This window comes from Halorubrum kocurii JCM 14978 (genome assembly GCF_000337355.1).
GTDB classification, from domain to species: Archaea; Halobacteriota; Halobacteria; order Halobacteriales; family Haloferacaceae; genus Halorubrum; species Halorubrum kocurii.
In genome coordinates, this window is record NZ_AOJH01000068.1 from 86,690 (window position 1) to 102,574 (window position 15,885).

The 15,885-nt window shown below is 68.8% G+C and carries 15 protein-coding genes; 5 read left to right on the forward strand and 10 right to left on the reverse strand.

Going from position 1 to position 15,885, the window contains the following annotated elements:
- The first annotated feature begins 117 nt into the window (after nt 1-117).
- Nucleotides 118-852, forward strand: a complete 735-nt coding sequence (locus tag C468_RS10795) for a DUF6517 family protein (RefSeq protein WP_008848922.1) — start codon at nt 118-120, stop codon at nt 850-852.
- A 155-nt stretch (nt 853-1,007) separates the two neighbouring features.
- Nucleotides 1,008-2,117 (forward strand): DUF373 family protein, encoded by a 1,110-nt coding sequence (locus C468_RS10800; protein WP_008848923.1) that lies wholly within the window; start codon nt 1,008-1,010, stop codon nt 2,115-2,117.
- 42 nt (nt 2,118-2,159) lie between these two features.
- Here the strand turns inward: C468_RS10800 and C468_RS10805 are convergent, their stop codons facing one another.
- The 5 genes from C468_RS10805 to C468_RS10825 form a co-directional block, all read right to left on the reverse strand.
- On the reverse strand, nt 2,160-3,143 hold the full coding sequence (locus C468_RS10805) for a DUF7139 domain-containing protein (protein WP_008848924.1): 984 nt from the start codon (nt 3,141-3,143) through the stop codon (nt 2,160-2,162).
- Between the two features lie 99 nt (nt 3,144-3,242).
- Nucleotides 3,243-4,304 carry a phosphotransacetylase family protein gene (locus tag C468_RS10810; protein ID WP_008848925.1) on the reverse strand — a complete coding sequence of 354 codons (1,062 nt, stop codon included), beginning with the start codon at nt 4,302-4,304 and terminating at the stop codon, nt 3,243-3,245.
- Entirely contained in the window at nt 4,301-6,415 is a 2,115-nt protein-coding gene (locus tag C468_RS10815) for an acetate--CoA ligase family protein (protein ID WP_008848926.1), read from the reverse strand. Before C468_RS10815 ends, C468_RS10810 begins: the two co-directional genes overlap by 4 nt.
- Before the next feature lie 239 nt (nt 6,416-6,654).
- On the reverse strand, nt 6,655-8,421 hold the full coding sequence (locus C468_RS10820) for a PAS domain-containing sensor histidine kinase (RefSeq protein ID WP_008848927.1): 1,767 nt from the start codon (nt 8,419-8,421) through the stop codon (nt 6,655-6,657).
- Nucleotides 8,422-8,495: 74 nt separating this feature from the next.
- The gene (locus C468_RS10825; protein ID WP_008848928.1) at nt 8,496-8,885 is read right to left on the reverse strand and encodes a winged helix-turn-helix domain-containing protein; all 390 of its coding nucleotides are present in this window, start codon (nt 8,883-8,885) and stop codon (nt 8,496-8,498) included.
- A gap of 233 nt (nt 8,886-9,118) precedes the next feature.
- Here C468_RS10825 and C468_RS10830 point away from each other — a divergent pair, with 233 nt between their 5' ends.
- The 3 genes from C468_RS10830 to C468_RS10835 all read left to right on the forward strand — a co-directional run bounded on the left by C468_RS10830 (nt 9,119) and on the right by C468_RS10835 (nt 10,600).
- Nucleotides 9,119-9,754: a helix-turn-helix domain-containing protein gene (locus tag C468_RS10830; protein ID WP_008848929.1), complete on the forward strand. Its 636-nt coding sequence runs from the start codon at nt 9,119-9,121 to the stop codon at nt 9,752-9,754.
- A gap of 120 nt (nt 9,755-9,874) precedes the next feature.
- A complete protein-coding gene (locus C468_RS18645) occupies nt 9,875-10,030 on the forward strand; it encodes a DUF7560 family zinc ribbon protein (RefSeq protein WP_008848930.1) in 156 nt (51 codons plus the stop codon).
- Between the two features lie 102 nt (nt 10,031-10,132).
- Nucleotides 10,133-10,600 (forward strand): pyridoxamine 5'-phosphate oxidase family protein, encoded by a 468-nt coding sequence (locus C468_RS10835; protein ID WP_008848931.1) that lies wholly within the window; start codon nt 10,133-10,135, stop codon nt 10,598-10,600.
- A gap of 3 nt (nt 10,601-10,603) precedes the next feature.
- On the opposite strand, the gene C468_RS10840 is transcribed toward C468_RS10835, so the two are convergent.
- The 5 genes from C468_RS10840 to C468_RS10865 form a co-directional block, all read right to left on the reverse strand.
- Nucleotides 10,604-10,984 carry an SHOCT domain-containing protein gene (locus C468_RS10840; protein ID WP_008848932.1) on the reverse strand — a complete coding sequence of 127 codons (381 nt, stop codon included), beginning with the start codon at nt 10,982-10,984 and terminating at the stop codon, nt 10,604-10,606.
- Nucleotides 10,985-10,990: 6 nt separating this feature from the next.
- Nucleotides 10,991-11,407: a DUF302 domain-containing protein gene (locus C468_RS10845; protein WP_008848933.1), complete on the reverse strand. Its 417-nt coding sequence runs from the start codon at nt 11,405-11,407 to the stop codon at nt 10,991-10,993.
- A gap of 92 nt (nt 11,408-11,499) precedes the next feature.
- Entirely contained in the window at nt 11,500-11,850 is a 351-nt protein-coding gene (locus C468_RS10850) for an SHOCT domain-containing protein (protein ID WP_008848934.1), read from the reverse strand.
- A 1,230-nt stretch (nt 11,851-13,080) separates the two neighbouring features.
- Nucleotides 13,081-14,550: a multicopper oxidase family protein gene (locus C468_RS10860; RefSeq protein WP_049912181.1), complete on the reverse strand. Its 1,470-nt coding sequence runs from the start codon at nt 14,548-14,550 to the stop codon at nt 13,081-13,083.
- Between the two features lie 163 nt (nt 14,551-14,713).
- Nucleotides 14,714-15,784 carry an NAD(P)/FAD-dependent oxidoreductase gene (locus C468_RS10865; RefSeq protein WP_008848937.1) on the reverse strand — a complete coding sequence of 357 codons (1,071 nt, stop codon included), beginning with the start codon at nt 15,782-15,784 and terminating at the stop codon, nt 14,714-14,716.
- Nucleotides 15,785-15,885 lie beyond the last annotated feature (101 nt).

Here is a 15,885-nt window from a genome sequence, read left to right on the forward strand (position 1 = left end):
GAACCGCGCGCTCCCGGGAGATCCGTTGTCACGGGGGCGTTTCGCGTGGCCCTCGCGTCGCTTCCGTTTCCCGAAACGAACACAAAGTATGTACCTCCGCCGCCGGGACCGACACATATGACATTCGACCAGCCGTCCGACCGGCCGTCCGACTCTCCCGCGGGGAACCGCTCGGAGACCGACCCGACGACCCGCCGCCGCGCGCTCGCGCTCGCCGGGGCGGTCGGCGCGGCCGGCCTCGCCGGCTGTACCGCGCTCGACGTCGTCACGGGCGACCCGGCCGAGTTCGCTTCGGGCACCGCGACGGTCGCGGACGCGACGCTCTCGGAGAGCGGCTACCAGCTCAACGAGGTCACCGAGAACACCCAGACCCGCGAGTTCGACGTGGCCGGATCGACCCGCGAAGTGCGGGTGACGAGCCGGATCGCGGAGTACGACAAGGCCGTCGAGCTCTTGGGCGAGCGGTATCAGGCGGCGGTGTTCGCCGTGCTGGCGACCCCGCGCGTCGAGGTGCTCGGGCAGGCGTTCAATCCCGTCGGCGAGCTCGACGACGAGGAGCGCGCACAGCTGATCGTGGACCGCTACGAGGGCGTCAGTAGCCTCGAACGCGGCTCCGAGTACACGACCGACGTGCTCAGCACCGAGGCGTCGGTCGTGGTGTACTCGGGGGAGGGTGAGATCGAGGGGACCGGCGTGAGCGTCGAGCTCGAGTTCCACGTCGCCGAGGCGGTGGAGGCCGGCAGCGACTACGTCGTCCCGCTGGCGGCGTACCCGGCCTCGTTCGGCGACGGCGAGAACGTCCGCCGGATGCTGAACGGGATCGAACACGAGCCGGCGTCGGAGGACGACTGAGGGGAGGCGACCGGGCGGCAGCGATCCGAGTCGACCCCCGCATGCGGCAGCGATCCGAGTCGACCCCCGCATGCGGCAGCGATCCGAGTCGACCCCCGCATGCGGCCGCCGCCCGAGCCGAAAACATATGCCGACCCCTCGCCTAGCGTCGCCTAATGCTGCTCGTCCTCTGCGTCGACCTCGACGACGACCTCGGCCGGAAGACGGGGATCCCCACGCCCGTCATCGGCGCCGACGAGGTCACCGAGGCCGCGGTCGCGCTCGCGACCGCCGACCCGGAGGACTCCGACGTGAACGTGCTGTTTCAGGGCGTCAACGTCTACGACGAGCTGGCGGCCGGCGGCGAGTCGGTCGAGGTCGCGGCGGTCACCGGCGTCGACGGCTCCGACGTGCGGGCGAACCGCGCGGTGGGCCAAGAGGTCGACCGCGTGCTCGCCGAGCTGTCGACCGGCGAGGAGGTCTCGGCGGTCGTCATCACGGACGGCGCACAGGACGAGTCGGTCCTCCCGGTGATCCGCTCTCGGATGCCGATCGACGGGATGCGCCGAGTGGTCGTGCGGCAGGCGCAGGACCTCGAATCGCTCTACTACACGATCAAGCAGGTGCTCGCGGACCCGGAGACGCGCGGGACGATTCTGGTGCCGCTCGGGGTGCTCCTCCTGATCTACCCGCTCGTCGTCGTCGCCAACCTGTTTGACGTCGCGGGCGCGGCCGTCCTCGGGATCCTCTCCGGGGTCCTCGGGCTCTACTCGCTGTTCCGCGGGCTCGGCCTCGAAGACACGGTCGACGGCGCGGCCGCGTCGGTTCGCAACGTGCTCTACACCGGGCGGGTGACGCTCGTCACCTACGTGGTCGCGCTCGCGCTGATCGTCGTCGGCGGGGTCCAGGGGATGGAGACGATCGAGTCCGTCCGCGGCGTCCGCGGAGGGGGCGTCACCGCCGGCATCGCGCTCGCGGCGTTCGTCCACGGGTTCGTCCAGTGGCTCGCGGTCGCCGGCGTCACCTCCAGCCTCGGCCAAGTCACCGACGAGTACCTCGCGGGTCGGTTCCGGTGGCGGTACCTCAACGCGCCCTTTTACGTGCTCTCGATCGCGGTCGTGCTGTACGCGGTCTCCGGGTTCTTCCTCCCGGCCGCGCCGGGCGTGACCTCGCTCGGGCTCTCCGACCTCGCGATGGCGCTCGCGGCCGGGACGCTCACGGCCGTGTTGAGCACGCTCGCGTTCGCGGTCGCGGAGTCACAGCTCCCGTCTGCGGACCCGACGTGAAAATCCGACGACGCTCGTCACCGGTCGCTCCCTCCTGGCCCGCTACCGCGGGGTCCACTCCTCGCAGGCGTCCATGTCGTCCATCAGCTCGTCGTGGTGGCCGCAGTACGGCTGCATCCCCTGCTCGGTCCGGACGTAGTCGAACTGCGCGCAGTTCCCGCAGTACGTGTCGCCCGGGCCGTCGCGAGCGGCGGGCGAGACGCCGGGGGTGACCGGACCGCCCGGCGTGTCGGAGTCGTCCCCGTCGCCCGTCCCGTCGAGCGGCGACCTGATGTCGGTCGCGGTCGCGCCGCCGTCGCTCACGCCGGTGGTGCCCGTTCCCGGAGCCTCCATGCCGCCGGTCGACCCCGACCCGGTGGGGGTCGACCCGTTCGTCGTTCCGGGGGAAGCGGACCCGCCCGACCCGGAGCCGCTCCCTCCCCGCCGGTTCGTCTGCGTCTCCACGTTGCCGTCGGGGGTGTCGCCGAGGAGCCCGACGCCGCCGCCCCGGCTGAGCTCCGCGCGGTCGACCTCGATCACCTTCGTCTCGCCCTTGTGCGTCACCTCCATCGTGACGGTGCCGCCGGGGTCGTTCCGGGTCTTGAAGTTCGCGACCCCGACGAACACGCTCCACAGCGTCGTCGCGGCGCCGACGAAGTACAGCCCCGCGGTCGGCAGCGTGAGGTCCGTGAGCTCCGGGCGCGGCCCGCCGACCCAGTGGTTAGGATACGCGTACGCGAACAGCGCGACGCCGAGACACATCACGGACGCCCCGACGACCGCGGCGACGCGGGTGTTTCGATCCGCCGGGAGCACGGTCATCACGCCGAGCAGCACGAGGGGGACGCCCACGCCGCCGAGCACGCCGCCGAGTTGCCGCGCCGCGCCGGAGTTGTAGCCGCTCGGGAGGACGACCTCCGCGGCCACGAGGATTCCGGCGACGAGCAGCAGCGTCCCGGCGACGAACGAGCCCACGCCGAGGTACAGTCGGCGCGAATCGACCTCGGAGCGCCCCCGCCCGCCGTACGCCTCCGAGAGACTGGTCATACGGGCCCTACGGTGTCCTCCCTGAAAACAGTATGTCAGACGTTCGCCCGCGGTGGGGGACGGGACGGGGACGGACCGACCGGGTCCCCGGTCCTCGTCTCAGACGAGCGCGTCCACGTCGACGTTGGCGTCGAGCAGCTCCGCCATCAGCTCCACGGTGCGCGCGTCGCGGGTGCGCCCCCCGCGGACGACGCCCTCGGCCCGGTCGATCGTGGTGACCGTGTCGGTGTTCACCGCGAGCACGGGCTTGCCGGCGTCGGCCGCCTTGCCCAGCACGGCTCCGGAGGGTCGGTGGCCGCCGGTCAAGACGAGACAGGCGACGCCGGAGGCCTCGAGCGCCGCGGTCTGGACGTCCGCGCGGTCGCCGCCGGTGATGACGGCGGCGTCGCGGGCGCGCCGGAAGTAGCGGAGCGCCTCGTCGCCGCCCATCGCGCCCACGAGGAAGCGCTCGACGAAGCCGTCTGTCGGGGCGTCGGTGAGCAGCTCCGCGCCGAGCTCGTCGGCGAGCTCGCCGACCGTGACGCCGGCCAGCTCCTTCTCGGTGGGGATGGCGCCGAACACGGTGATCCCCTTCGACTCGAGGAACGGGATCCCGTCCTGATCGAGCGACTCGAACGCGTCGTCGGAGATCTTGTTGAACACGACGCCGGCGAGCCGGTCGCCGAACGCGTCGGCGGCGGCGAGCACGTCGTCGAGGTCGTTCGGCGACTGGTACCCCGCGACGAGCACCACCCGTGCGTCGAGCAGCTCGGCCACGTCGACGTCCGTCAGGTCGACGACCCCGCCGGTGGTCCAGCTGCCGCCGCCCTCGACGAACATGTGATCGCGGTCGGCCGCGAGCTCCTCGTACTCCTCGCGGATCCGGCTGCGGAGCGCCTCCGCGTTCTCGGTGCCGCGGATCGCGCCCTCGACGAACGTCGGCGAGTAGACGACCGGCTCCATCTGGTGCATCTCGGCGTCGAGGCCGAGCACCTCGCGGGCGAGCATGGGGTCCTGATCGAGCGTCTTGCCGACGTTCGACTGGAGCCGCGTTCCCTTCGGTTTCATGTAGCCGACGCTGCGGTCGCGGTCGGCGGCGAGCCGAGCGAGCGCGACGGTGATCGCTGTCTTTCCGGCGCCTTCTCCGGTCGCGGTGACGAGTGTCGTGGTGGTGTCTGTCATGGGTCGAGTTTCTCCGGGTCAACCGTAAGTCTCACGTCGACGGCGGCGGCGTTCGTGCCGCCGTCGGCGTCGGGCAGTGCGACGAGCGGGTTGATGTCGAGTTCGAGGATGGCCGGGAAGTCGGTGACAAGCTGCGAGAGCCGGCCGATCGTCTCGACGACGGCGCCGATGTCGACCGGATCGCGGCCGCGGGCACCGCGCAGCAGCGGCGCCGACTGGATCTCCTCGGTCATCTCGCGGGCCTCCGGCTCCGAGATGGGGGCGACGCGGAAGGTGGTGTCTTCCATCACCTCCACGAAGATCCCGCCGAGCCCGAACATCAGCAGCGGGCCGAACTGGGGGTCGCGGTTCATGCCGACGATCGTTTCGACCCCGTTGTCGAGGTCGACCATCTCCTGCACCTGCACGCCGAGCAGCGTCGCGTCCGGCTGGTAGTTGCGCGCGCGGGTGACCAGGTCCTCGTAGGTGTCCGCCACGTCGTCGTCCGAGACACCGACGGCGACGCCGCCGATGTCGGACTTGTGGAGGATGTCCGGCGAGACGATCTTCATCACCACGTCGCCGTCGACGTCGGCCGCGACCTCGGCGGCGCGCCCGGGGGAATCGACGATCTCGCCGTCCGGCGTGGGGATCCCGTAGGCGTCGAGCAGCTCCATCGCCTCGACGCCGAGTCGGTTGTCGTCGCGGTCGCGCACCGTCGCGAGAATCTCGTGGGCGCGCTCGCGGTCGACGTCGAACGACATCGGGTCGGCGTACTCGCGGTCCTTGATGTCGCGGTATCGACCGAGCGTCGCGAGGCTCTCTATCCCGCGTGCGGGGTCGAAGTAACAGGGGATCCCCTTCGCCTGCAGCTGCTGTTTCGGCTCCCGCGTCCGGTCGCCGCCCATCAGGCAGGCGGCGACGGGCGCGTCCATCTCCTCGCTGACCGCCTCGATGGCGTCCGCGAGGTCGTCGAAGTCGATCGTCGCCGTCGGCGCGGCCAACACGAGGGCCGCCCCGACGTTGTCGTCGGCGACGGTGATCTCCAACGCCTCGCGGAACCGCTCCACGTCGGCGTCGCCGATCACGTCGACCGGGTTGTGGATGTTCGCCTCGTCGGGCATCGACTCTCGGAGCGCGTCGCTCGTCTCCGCGGTGAACGACGCCATGTCGAGGTCGGCGTCGCCCACGGCGTCGGTCGCCATCACGCCGGGGCCGCCGGCGTTGGTGACGATGGCGACGCTGTCGGTGTCGGGGAGCGGCTGGCTCCCGAGGATACCCGCCGAGTCGAACAGCTCGTCGACCGACTCCGCGCGGATGACGCCCGCCTGATCGAGGCCGGCCTCGTACGCCTTGTCGGAGCCGGCGAGCGTGCCGGTGTGCGAGGAGGCGGCCTGCGCGCCGGCGCTGGTTCGCCCGGACTTCACGGCGACGATCGGTGTGTCCTGCGTCGTCTCGCGGGCGGTATCGATGAACTCGCGGCCGTCCTCGATCCCCTCGAGGTAGCCGATGATCACGTCGGTCTCCTCGTCGTCGCCCCAGTGGTCGACGAAGTCGGTCTCGTCGAGGACGGCCTTGTTCCCGAGCGAGACGACGTCTTTGAAACCGATGCCGTTGTCGTTGGCCCAGTCGAGGACCGCGGTGACGAACGCGCCGGACTGGCTCATAAAGGAGAGTCCGCCCGGGAGCGCGTTCTCCGGACCGAACGTCGCGTTCATCCCCGAGGGGGTCGACATGATCCCCAGGCTGTTGGGGCCGACGAGGTTGAGATCGTGCTCGTCGGCTATCTCTGCGAGGCGCCGCTCCCTCGCCGCCCCGTCCTCTCCCGTCTCGCCGAACCCGGCTGTGATCACGACGACGTTCCGGACGCCCGCCTCGCCGCACGCCTCGATCGCGTCCAACACGATCGACGGCGGTACGACGACCACGGCGACGTCGGCGTCCGCTTCGGACACCTCGTCGACGCAGGGCGTCCCGAGCACCTCGTCGTAGTTCGGGTTGACGGGAACGGTGTCGCCGTCGAAGTCGTCGAGTAGATTCGACGTGACGGCGCGACCGACGGCTCCCTCTCGGGAGGTCGCGCCGACGACGGCGACCCGGTCCGGGTCGAACATCTCGTTGAGCGTACCCATCGGTACGTAACTATACGCACCGACGGTTTAAGATCGACGGGAGCGTTCTCATACCCTGAATATTAATGAACAACCGATCGGATCGAATCGACTTGATACGGAAATCGGCGAGGCGATTCGTCACTCGGCCCGCATTCCACCGCTTCGGTCCGGACGGTTGATCGCCGGTTACCGGTTCGCTCCGTCCTCACTCCGCCCTCGCTCGCTCCGTCCTCACTCCGCCCTCGCTCGCCCCGGGCTCAGTTCGCCCCGTCGGTATCGTCGTCCTCGCCCCCGTCCGGCGCCGAGGGGACGGAGCCGTCCGTTCGAATCCGCGTGTCCGCTCTCTCGACGCCGCCCGTTTCCGACCGGTTCGAACGCCCCGGCTCGCGGGAGCCCTCGACGCTCGCGTCGGTCTTCGCGTTCGGGACGGTGAGCGTCACGATGTTCCCGTCGCCGTGGGTGTCGAAGTTGAGGTCACCGCCAGACCGGTTGGCGACCCAGTAGACGAGCCACAGGCCCATCCCACCGGTGTGACGGAGGTCGTCCATCTCCCAGCGGTCGGTGATGACGTACCGCTCCTCGACCGGGATCGGCGGGCAGTTGTCGTGGATCGACACCTCGATCACCTCGTCGGTCGCGCGCACGTCGATCCGGACCCGCGGCGTCGACTCCGCGTGTTCGATGGCGTTCTCGACCAGCTCCGCGATCGCGTAGTCGAGCTCCGGATGCGTGAACGCCCTCGCGTTCGGCGGGTACGAGACCGACACCCGCGGCGACGATTCGCTGTCGCCGTTCGCCGTTTCGTCGACCGGTCCCCCGTCCGCCGACCGGGCTCCGGTCTCCGTCTCGGCTCCGAATCTGCTCCCGGCTCCGGTCTCGGCTCCCCCTCCGAACCCCTTTTCGCTCGCGCCCGCGTCGTCCATCGGTTCGCGGTAGCCGATGTCGATCGCCTCGTCGCAGTCGTCGACGACCATGCCGAGCGCCTCCTCGACTACGGGCGCGACCTCGACCGTTCGGGGCGACCCGCGCTGTCGCAGCAGGTCGATCACGCCGCGCTGCTTCTCTGCCGTCGTCAACAGGTCCGAGGCGACCCGCCGGATCGTCTCCGCGTGCTCCTGTAAGCCCGCGCCGAGCTCGGCGAGGGCGTCCGGATCGATCCGACCGTCACCGACCTCCGCGTCGAACGCGTCCGCCTCGGCGACGGCGTCGGCGATGCGCTCCGCGGTCCCGTCGACGATGTTCATGTCGTTGCGGATCGTGTGTCGGAGGAGGTTGTCCATCACGGCGAGCTGCCGTTCGCGCCGATACTCCTCGGTGACGTCGCGAGCGAACCCGGCGACCGCGACGACCTCGCCGTTCTCGATCACCGGCTCGCCGGGCACGCGGACCCATCTCGTCACCCCGTCGGCGGGTCCCAGTCGGTAGTCGATGCGCGTCGACTCGCCGTTCGAGAGGCGCTTCATCGCCCGCTTGACGTAGGGGCGGTCGTCGGGATGAACCGCGTCGAGGAAGCTCTCGGGCCGGCGCTCGAGCGCGTCCGCCGGTACGCCGAAGACCTCTTCGACCGACTCGTTGACGAACAGCAGCTCGTCCCACCCGGAAGAGAACATCCAGAACACGTCGCCGGAGACCGACGCAATCGTCTCTAGTCGGCGGCGGGACTCGACCTCGGCCGTGATGTCCCGCGACGTCAGCACGTAGCCGTCGATCCCCGTCTCTTCGGGCAGATGCACTGTCGTCCGGAGCCACACCCATCCGGCGTCTGCGGTTCGGTACCGGTACTCCAGTGGCTCGTCCGGAGCCGGATCGCCCGAAACGATCTCCGCGAGGATCGCCCGGAGCCGCGCCTCCTCGTCCGGGTGAACGAGGGCGAGGGCGTCCGTCCCGACGAGCTCGTCCGACCGAAACCCGAGCAGGTCGGTGACGGCCGCGTTGAGGTGCCGGAAGATCCCGTCCTCGTCGAGGACCGCGATTTTGTCACCCGCGAGGTCGAGGAGAACCTCGGGATCCGGCGACTCGGCCATATGGTAGCGCTTCGCGAGGTGGTTGATAAGACTGACCGCCCGATTATCACGCGAGAAATCTCACGGTCCCGCGATCAGTCGGCCGAGATCCCGGTCGTGTCGAACGCGGCGCTCACCGGGTCGGCCGCCGAGTCGTCGACGGTCAGCGTGACGCCGTCCTCGCCGAGCTCGATGGTGGCGTCGGTCGCGCCCCGCGTGTACTCCGCCGCGTGGTCTCCGTCGGGGTCGAAGCGGACGCCTTCGACCAGCAGGGGCGTCTCGCTGAGCCGTTCGACCTTGCGGTAGGCGGTCGAGAGCGCGATGTCACACGCGTCGGCCAGCTCGCTCGTCGTCATCGCCGTGTCGGCCGCTCCGAGGATCGCGCGGCAGTCGGGGTCGGCCAGGGCGTCGAACGTGTCGTCGAGCGTCTCGTCGCCTTCCGTTGCGGTCGTCGGTCCGGTCGCCTGCGGCGCGTTTCGCTTCATAGATGCAGGTAATGGCTCCGTCTCCCCCAACACCGGCCCTGCATATGTGGGGTGTTTTATAAGCGAGCGCCGATCGGCGGCGACGGCGAGCGTGCCGCGAGCGGGCGGTGACGACACGGACAAGCGAACGAGATGACACGAAGGCGCGACCGCCACCGGCGACACCGGCGGCGCGACAACGCCGTCCGGACGGCGTCAACGTTTTGCCCGGTGGCGGACACGAACGGATGCAGATGGGATCCGGAATCAGGGCGGAAGTCTCGCTCCCGACGGCGGCGCCGTCGCCGTTCGACGGCGTGGTCGACGGGTCGACGCCGATCTACAGCGTCGCTCGCAGCGCGTCGACCGACGACTCGGAGACGGTCGTCCTCGAGTTCATCGCCGACGCGGACCTCCCGGTCCCCGAGGGCGTCGAGGTCGTGTTCGACTACGGCGCCAAGGCCGCGTACCGGTTCGAGGCCCCCTGCGTCGAGACGTCGCCGTTCACGGTGCTCGACCGACACGGCGTCCCCGTCTTGGAGACCACGATCCGCGACGGGCGACTCGTCGTCACCTTCCACGCGACCGACCTGCCGACGCTCCGCTCCGTGCTCGACGAGTTCCGAGAGTCCTGTCCCGACATGCAGGTGTTGCGACTCCTGCAGTCGTCGTCGACGCCCGAGGAGTCGGACCTCGTCACCGTCGACCGAAGCGATCTGACCGAGCGCCAGCGCGAGGTGATCTCCGCGGCGTACGACGCCGGCTACTTCGACCACCCGAAGGGGGCCAACGCCAGCGAGGTCGCCGAGTCGCTCGGCATCGATCGGTCGACGTTCTCGGAGCACATCGCGGCCGCACAGCGGAAGCTGCTCTCGACGCTGCTCGACTGACTTCGGCCCTCGTCGGGCGACCCGCCGCCCCGCTCTCCCGTCGGCCCGGCTGACTCCCGGATTCCGAACCAACAGGAATCCGATCTATCCTTCATGTGGGTCTATGTCGTACTCATTGCCATGACGAGTCCACGGACACACACCTTCGTCTGCCCGGAGTGTCGCCGGTCGATCGAGGTGGACGAGGCGATGCGAGCGACGCTGCTCGAGACGGGCTGTGTCGTCTGCGGCGCACCAATCACCGAGGGCGACATCGCGGACCCGCAGACCGCGTAGCGGTCGCCGTCCCCCGTCGCGGCTCGCCGCCCTCACCAGCCGACGCCGTCTCCCTCGTCCGGTCTCGTGTCCTTTATCCCCGCGTACGCGCAGAGGTAGCCTATGGCGACGAGAAGCGAGGTCGAGATGTCCGACGCGGAGGTCGACGCGTTCCTGTCCCAGCACGAGACAGGGGTGCTGTCGCTCGCGCGAGGCGAGACCCCGTACGCGATCCCGATCTCCTACGGATTCGACGCGGAGTCGCGGACCGTCTTCCTCCGGCTGGTTTCGACGCCCGACAGCGAGAAGCGGAACTTCCTCGCGTCCGACCCGAAGGCCCGGGTCGTGCTGTACGACGAGGACGGCGAGGGGGACCGCGAGGAGTACGCGAGCGTCGTCGGCGTCGGCACCCTCTATCGGGTCGCCCTCGACGATCTCACGCCCGAGACGATCGCGCAGTACGGCGAGACCCACCGCCCCCTGTTCGAGATCTGGGCCGACGGAAAGGAGGAGCTCGACATCGAGCTGTACCGGTTCGAGCCCGAGCGGCTCACCGGCCGGACGGTCGTCGTCGACCGCGACGCGGAGTAGGGGTCACCGCTCTCTCGACCCGTCTTCCAGCTTCTCACGTCGGGTTTCGAACTCTTCGTCAGTGAGATCGCCGCGGGCGTACGCCAGCCGCAGCTCCTCCATCGCGGGATTGTGAGGCGTCTGCGTCTCGCCCGCGCGCCGGACGAGCAGATAGCCACCGCCGATGAGCACGAGGAGGGAGACGAGCGGAACGAGCATCCCGACGAGCGGCCACCACCCACCCGTAGTGCCGTACTGACCCATCATCCCGCCGTATCCCGTCGCTCCACCGTATCCCATCATCCCGCCGAATCCCATACCCATCGTGAGCAGGGGGAGGAGGATGACCGCCCCGAGGATCAGGAGCAGTACCGTCGTCGTGTCCAGTCGATCCGACGAAGACATCGTAAATCAGGCCTCCGACGCGGGATCGAACTCGTCCGTAACGGCCGCCAACACCCGATCGAACCGCTCGGAGACCTCGGTCGCGATGGGGTCCAGCGCGTCGTTGTCGGCGATGCCAAGCAACTGACCCGGGTCGACCGCACTCACCACGATATCGCCGTCATCACTCTCGTAGACGATGACGTTGCACGGTAAGAGCGCGCCCAGTTCGATCTCCTCGGTCAACCCGTCGAACGCCAGCGACGGGTTACACGCACCGAGGATCCGGTACTGACGGAACTCCTCCCCGAGTTTCTCTCTGAGCGTCGCCCGGATGTCGATATCGCTGAGGACACCGAACCCCTCGTCTTTGAGCGCGGCGGTCGTCGCGTCGACGACGTCGTCGAATTCACCGGCGACGGCTGTCTGTCTTGTGTATTCCATGAACTACTATACCCAATCAACGGGGTTAACGGTTGGGTGCCTCAACGCCGGGCGTCGGGGGCGCGCACCGGCTGGAACGGCGACTAATCCGATCATTCGGACCGTTCGAGCCGCTTTCGCTGCCGATCGAATTCCTCGTCCGAGAGCTCGCCGCGGGCATAACGCTCGCGGAGAACCGACAGGGGCTGTTCGTCGCTCCCGTCAGACCCGCGGTTGCGGAGCGCACCGAGGAGGTAGATCGGAACCGCGATGAAGAGCCCCATCCAGAGGAGTCCCCAGAGGCCCATCGCCCCACCGAAGAGCCCCCAGCCGTCCATCATGCCGCCACCGTAGCTCCCGCCACCGTGGGCGGCGGCCGTTCCGGTCGTCGCGACCAGCAGCGGAACTGCGAGCGCGGCGAGTCGACGGGCAGTGCGTCCGGCGTGTGCGGTGAGTTGTGTCATTGTCTCGCGTTGGGAAGTCCTGGTGTTCGATCGGAACGGTTCGACTCGGTCAGGTCGGTCAGCAGTGGCCTTGCCCGTACGCCCCGCCCTGTCCGTACGTCCCACTCTGTCCGTGCATCCCGCCGTGTCCGTACGTTCCACTCTGTCCGTACGCCCCGCCGTGTCCGTACGTATCACTCTGCTCGTACATCCCGCCGTGTCCGTACGTATCACTCTGCTCGTACATCCNGTACGTATCACTCTGCTCGTACATCCCGCCGTGTCCGTACGTATCACTCTGCTCGTACATCCCGCCGTGTCCGTACGTATCACTCTGCTCGTACATCCCGCCGTGTCCGTACGTCCCACGCTGCCCACGCGTCCCGCTGCGGTAGTCGTCGTCAGCCATGTTGCGGGCCATCTCGTCGACGGTCACGCCCGTGTTCGACTCCATCCACTCGACGCCATCGGGACCCATGTGCTCGGTCATCTGCGCCTCCATCCAGACCGCCCAGTCGTCGTCGGTCGCGTCAGACGGCGGGACGCCGTCAGCGGTCGAGACGCTGTCACCGGTCGTCACATTACCGTGTGCGCTGACCGCGGGGGCGGCGAACGCGAGTCCGGCGATCGCGAGCGCCACGAGCAGCCAGCCGCCGAGTTTGAAGTTTGTCATCGTGTTTCTCCTCAGTTGCTCGTACGCCCCTTCCGGGGTTATCTTACTGGGTGTGAATCCAAACAGGAGAGCGTCCGAGACCGTTTATACTCTGGTTTAAACGTTTCTTAGGACGAAGATCGTTCATCCGGCCCGAATTCGCCGGATTCGGACGCGATGAATCTCCCGAGAGGTAGCCGATACCGCGCCAACGACGGTGTGAACCGTGTAACCGACCCCACCCTACTTCACTCGGCCTTGCGGCCTCGCTCGTTGAGGGTGGGGCTTTGATGTGGTTTTCGCCCTCGGTTGGCNGTTGGCGCGACGGGGCGTCTTGTGCGCCCCGCCTACCGGACGCCCTTCGGGGTCGACAAACCCACCATTCAGGGCCGGGCTACTGCGGCCCGTACTGCGCGCCACTTGTGGACGCACAGCACTAGCTGGCAGTAAGATATGGTGTAACATAGTGGTTGCGAAAGTTCGTGTCGGCTTCCTCTCCGGCCTACTCGCGTCGCGCTTCCGACTGAGCGTCGGAACCCCTCGCTCCTTGAGGCCGGAGGCTCCGCCTCGAAAACTGCTGAAACGGTCGAACGACCGTTTCATTCGACGTATCTCACGACGCGAGCCATCCCCGCGTCGAGATGGTACAGGTTGTGACAGTGGAACAACCACCGGCCAGGGTTGTCGGCGTGGAAGTCGATCGTCACCTGCCCCCGGTGCCCGGGGACGAGGACCGTGTCCTTGATCGCGTCGCCGACTCGGAAGAAGTGGCCGTGAAGGTGCATCGGGTGAACGACCGGGCTCTGGTTGGTCATCCGGACCCTGACGTGTTCCCCAGGTCGGATCTGCAGCGGGTCGGCGTTCGGGTAGGCCTGCCCGTCGATCGTCCACGTGTATGATTGGCTCCTGCCGCGAGAGAGCGTCAGATCGAACGTTCGATCCGGATCGCCACTCACTCCGTCGAGCGAGGCGATCGCTCGCAGGTCTCCGTACTGCAGTTGAGTACCGGCCGCCGCCGGGCGCTGCGGGGGTCCCCCGCCCGCTGAGTCGTACTCGATGACGGCCCTGGCCGGTGGTTCGTTCCCGTCGAGCGCGTCGGCCTGCACGGCCCACGTGCCCGGGTTCGTCGCCTCGACCACGACGTCGTAGCGCTCGCCGGCACCGAAGACGAAGGAGTCCACGTCGACGGGGTCGACGGGGCGCCCGTCGGCGTGGGTCACCGTCATCTCGTGGCCGGCGATCCGGACACCGAAGAGCGTCGCGCTGGCGGCGTTCACGAACCGGAAGCGAATCCGCTCGCCCTCCGTTACGTCGAACCGCTGGGGGCTCTCAGGGAGTCGGCCGTTGATCAGGAGCCCAGCGTACGGCGGCCGAACGTCACTCATCATCCCGCCTCGTCCGCCCATGCCCCCACCGCCCCTCATTCCGCCACCGCCCCCCATGCCGCCACCGCCGGCGACCCCCCCGTCCGAAGGGAGACTCGGAGCCCCGGGGAGGTAATCGTCGACGAGGACGACGTACTCGCGGTCGTACTCGACGTGCGGGTCACGCTCTTCGACGATCAGCGGTCCGAGCAACCCGCGGTCGAGCTGGAGGCCGGCGTGACTGTGGTAAAAGTACGTCCCGGCGGGTTCGGCACGGAACTTGTACGTGAACGTCTCGCCGGGAGCGACCGGCTCTTGCGTTACGTTCGGCACTCCGTCGACCGGATTCGCGACCGGAACGCCGTGCCAGTGAACCGTCGTCTCCGCTTGCAGGTCGTTCGTCAGTTCGACGCTGAGCACGTCGCCCTCCCGAACGCGTAGCTCCGGCCCCGGGAACTGTCCCTCGTACAGCCAGTCGGTCGCCGACGTCTCGGGGGCCGGTCGAACGGTCCCGGACGCTGCGGTGAGGCTGACGGTCGTATCCGGATCGGCCGTCACCGTCGGACGGGGTGCCACTTCGCGACCGCCGCCAGCGCCGGTGCCCGGTAGCCGGTCGGCGCAGCCCGCGAGCGCGCCGAGGCCGGTCGCCCCCGTCAGCTGCAGGAGTTTGCGACGAGAGACCGGGCGGTGTGACCTACGCGGCATCGTTAGTCACCCCCAGTTCGCCGTCGAAGTCGCCTCGGTGCCGGCGGCGGTGTCGCAGCACGGACGCACCCCGTTTCCGACGGTCGGCCCGCTCTTCGAGTAGCGCTCGCCGGTTTCGCCTGCGGTCGGTTGTACAACAATGCGCCCGTCGTTCATCGGCGGCTCAGTCGTCCGCGGCGGCCGCGTCGACCTCGCCTTCGTACAGCTCGCCGGCGCGCTCGCGCTCGGTGAGGTACTCGTCGGCGTCGAGCGCGGCCTTCACGCCCATCCCGCCGGCGGTGGCCGCCTGCTGGTAGTGGAAGTCGACCACGTCGCCGGCGCCGAAGAGGCCGGCGACGCCGGTCGCAGTCTGGTTGCCGCCGCGGCCGCCTTCGGTGAGGAGGTAGCCGTCGTCGTCGAACTCGGCGCCCGTCCCTTCCAGGAAGTCCGTGTTCGGCGTGTGGCCGATCGCGAAGAAGACGGCGCCCACGTCGAAGTCGTACTCGTCGACCTCGTCGGCAGTCGCCGGGTCCTCGAGCTTCTCCGTGGGGTGGCCGTCCGGGTGCTCGACGAGCGTCACGTGGTCGATGCCGTCCTCGGGGGTGCCGTGAATCTCGGTGAGCTCGGTGTTGAGGAGGAGCTCGATCTCGCCGTCCTCGACCTTCTCCATCGTGCGGTCGATCCACACGTCCTCCGCGCGGAACTCCTCCCGGCGATGCGCGATGTAGACGGTGTCAGCGAACTTCGTCAGGAAGTTCGCCTCCTCCATCGCGGCGTCCCCGCCGCCGACGACGAGCATGTCCTCGCCGCGGAAGAACGCCCCGTCGCAGGTCGCGCACGTCGAGAGCCCGTACCCCATCAGCTCGTCCTCGCCGGGGACGCCGAGCGTCCGGGCGCTGGCGCCCGAGGCGGCGATAACGGCGTCGGCGGTATAAACGTCGCCGTCGGTGAGCGCGACGCGGAAGTGGCCCGCGGGCTCCTTCGAGACGTCCTCGATGACCCCGTTCCGGGTCTCGGCGCCGAACTTCGTCGCCTGCTCTTTCATGTTGTTGATGAGCTCCGGCCCGGAGATCCCCTCGGGGAAGCCGGGGTAGTTCTCCACGTCGGTGGTGAGCGTGAGCTGGCCGCCCGGCTCGTCGCCCTCGACGAGGAGAGGGTCGTTGTTCGACCGCGCGGCGTAGATGGCCGCGGAGAGCCCGGCGATCCCGGTGCCGGCGATGATCAGTCGGCGGTGTTCGACGATGTTGTCTGGCATACGTGCCGGTTCGCCGTCGCGAAGTATGTAGGTTGCGACCGTTGCGTCTTCGCTGCACGACCGGCGGACGATCACCTATCGCACGGCGACGGACGCGTCGG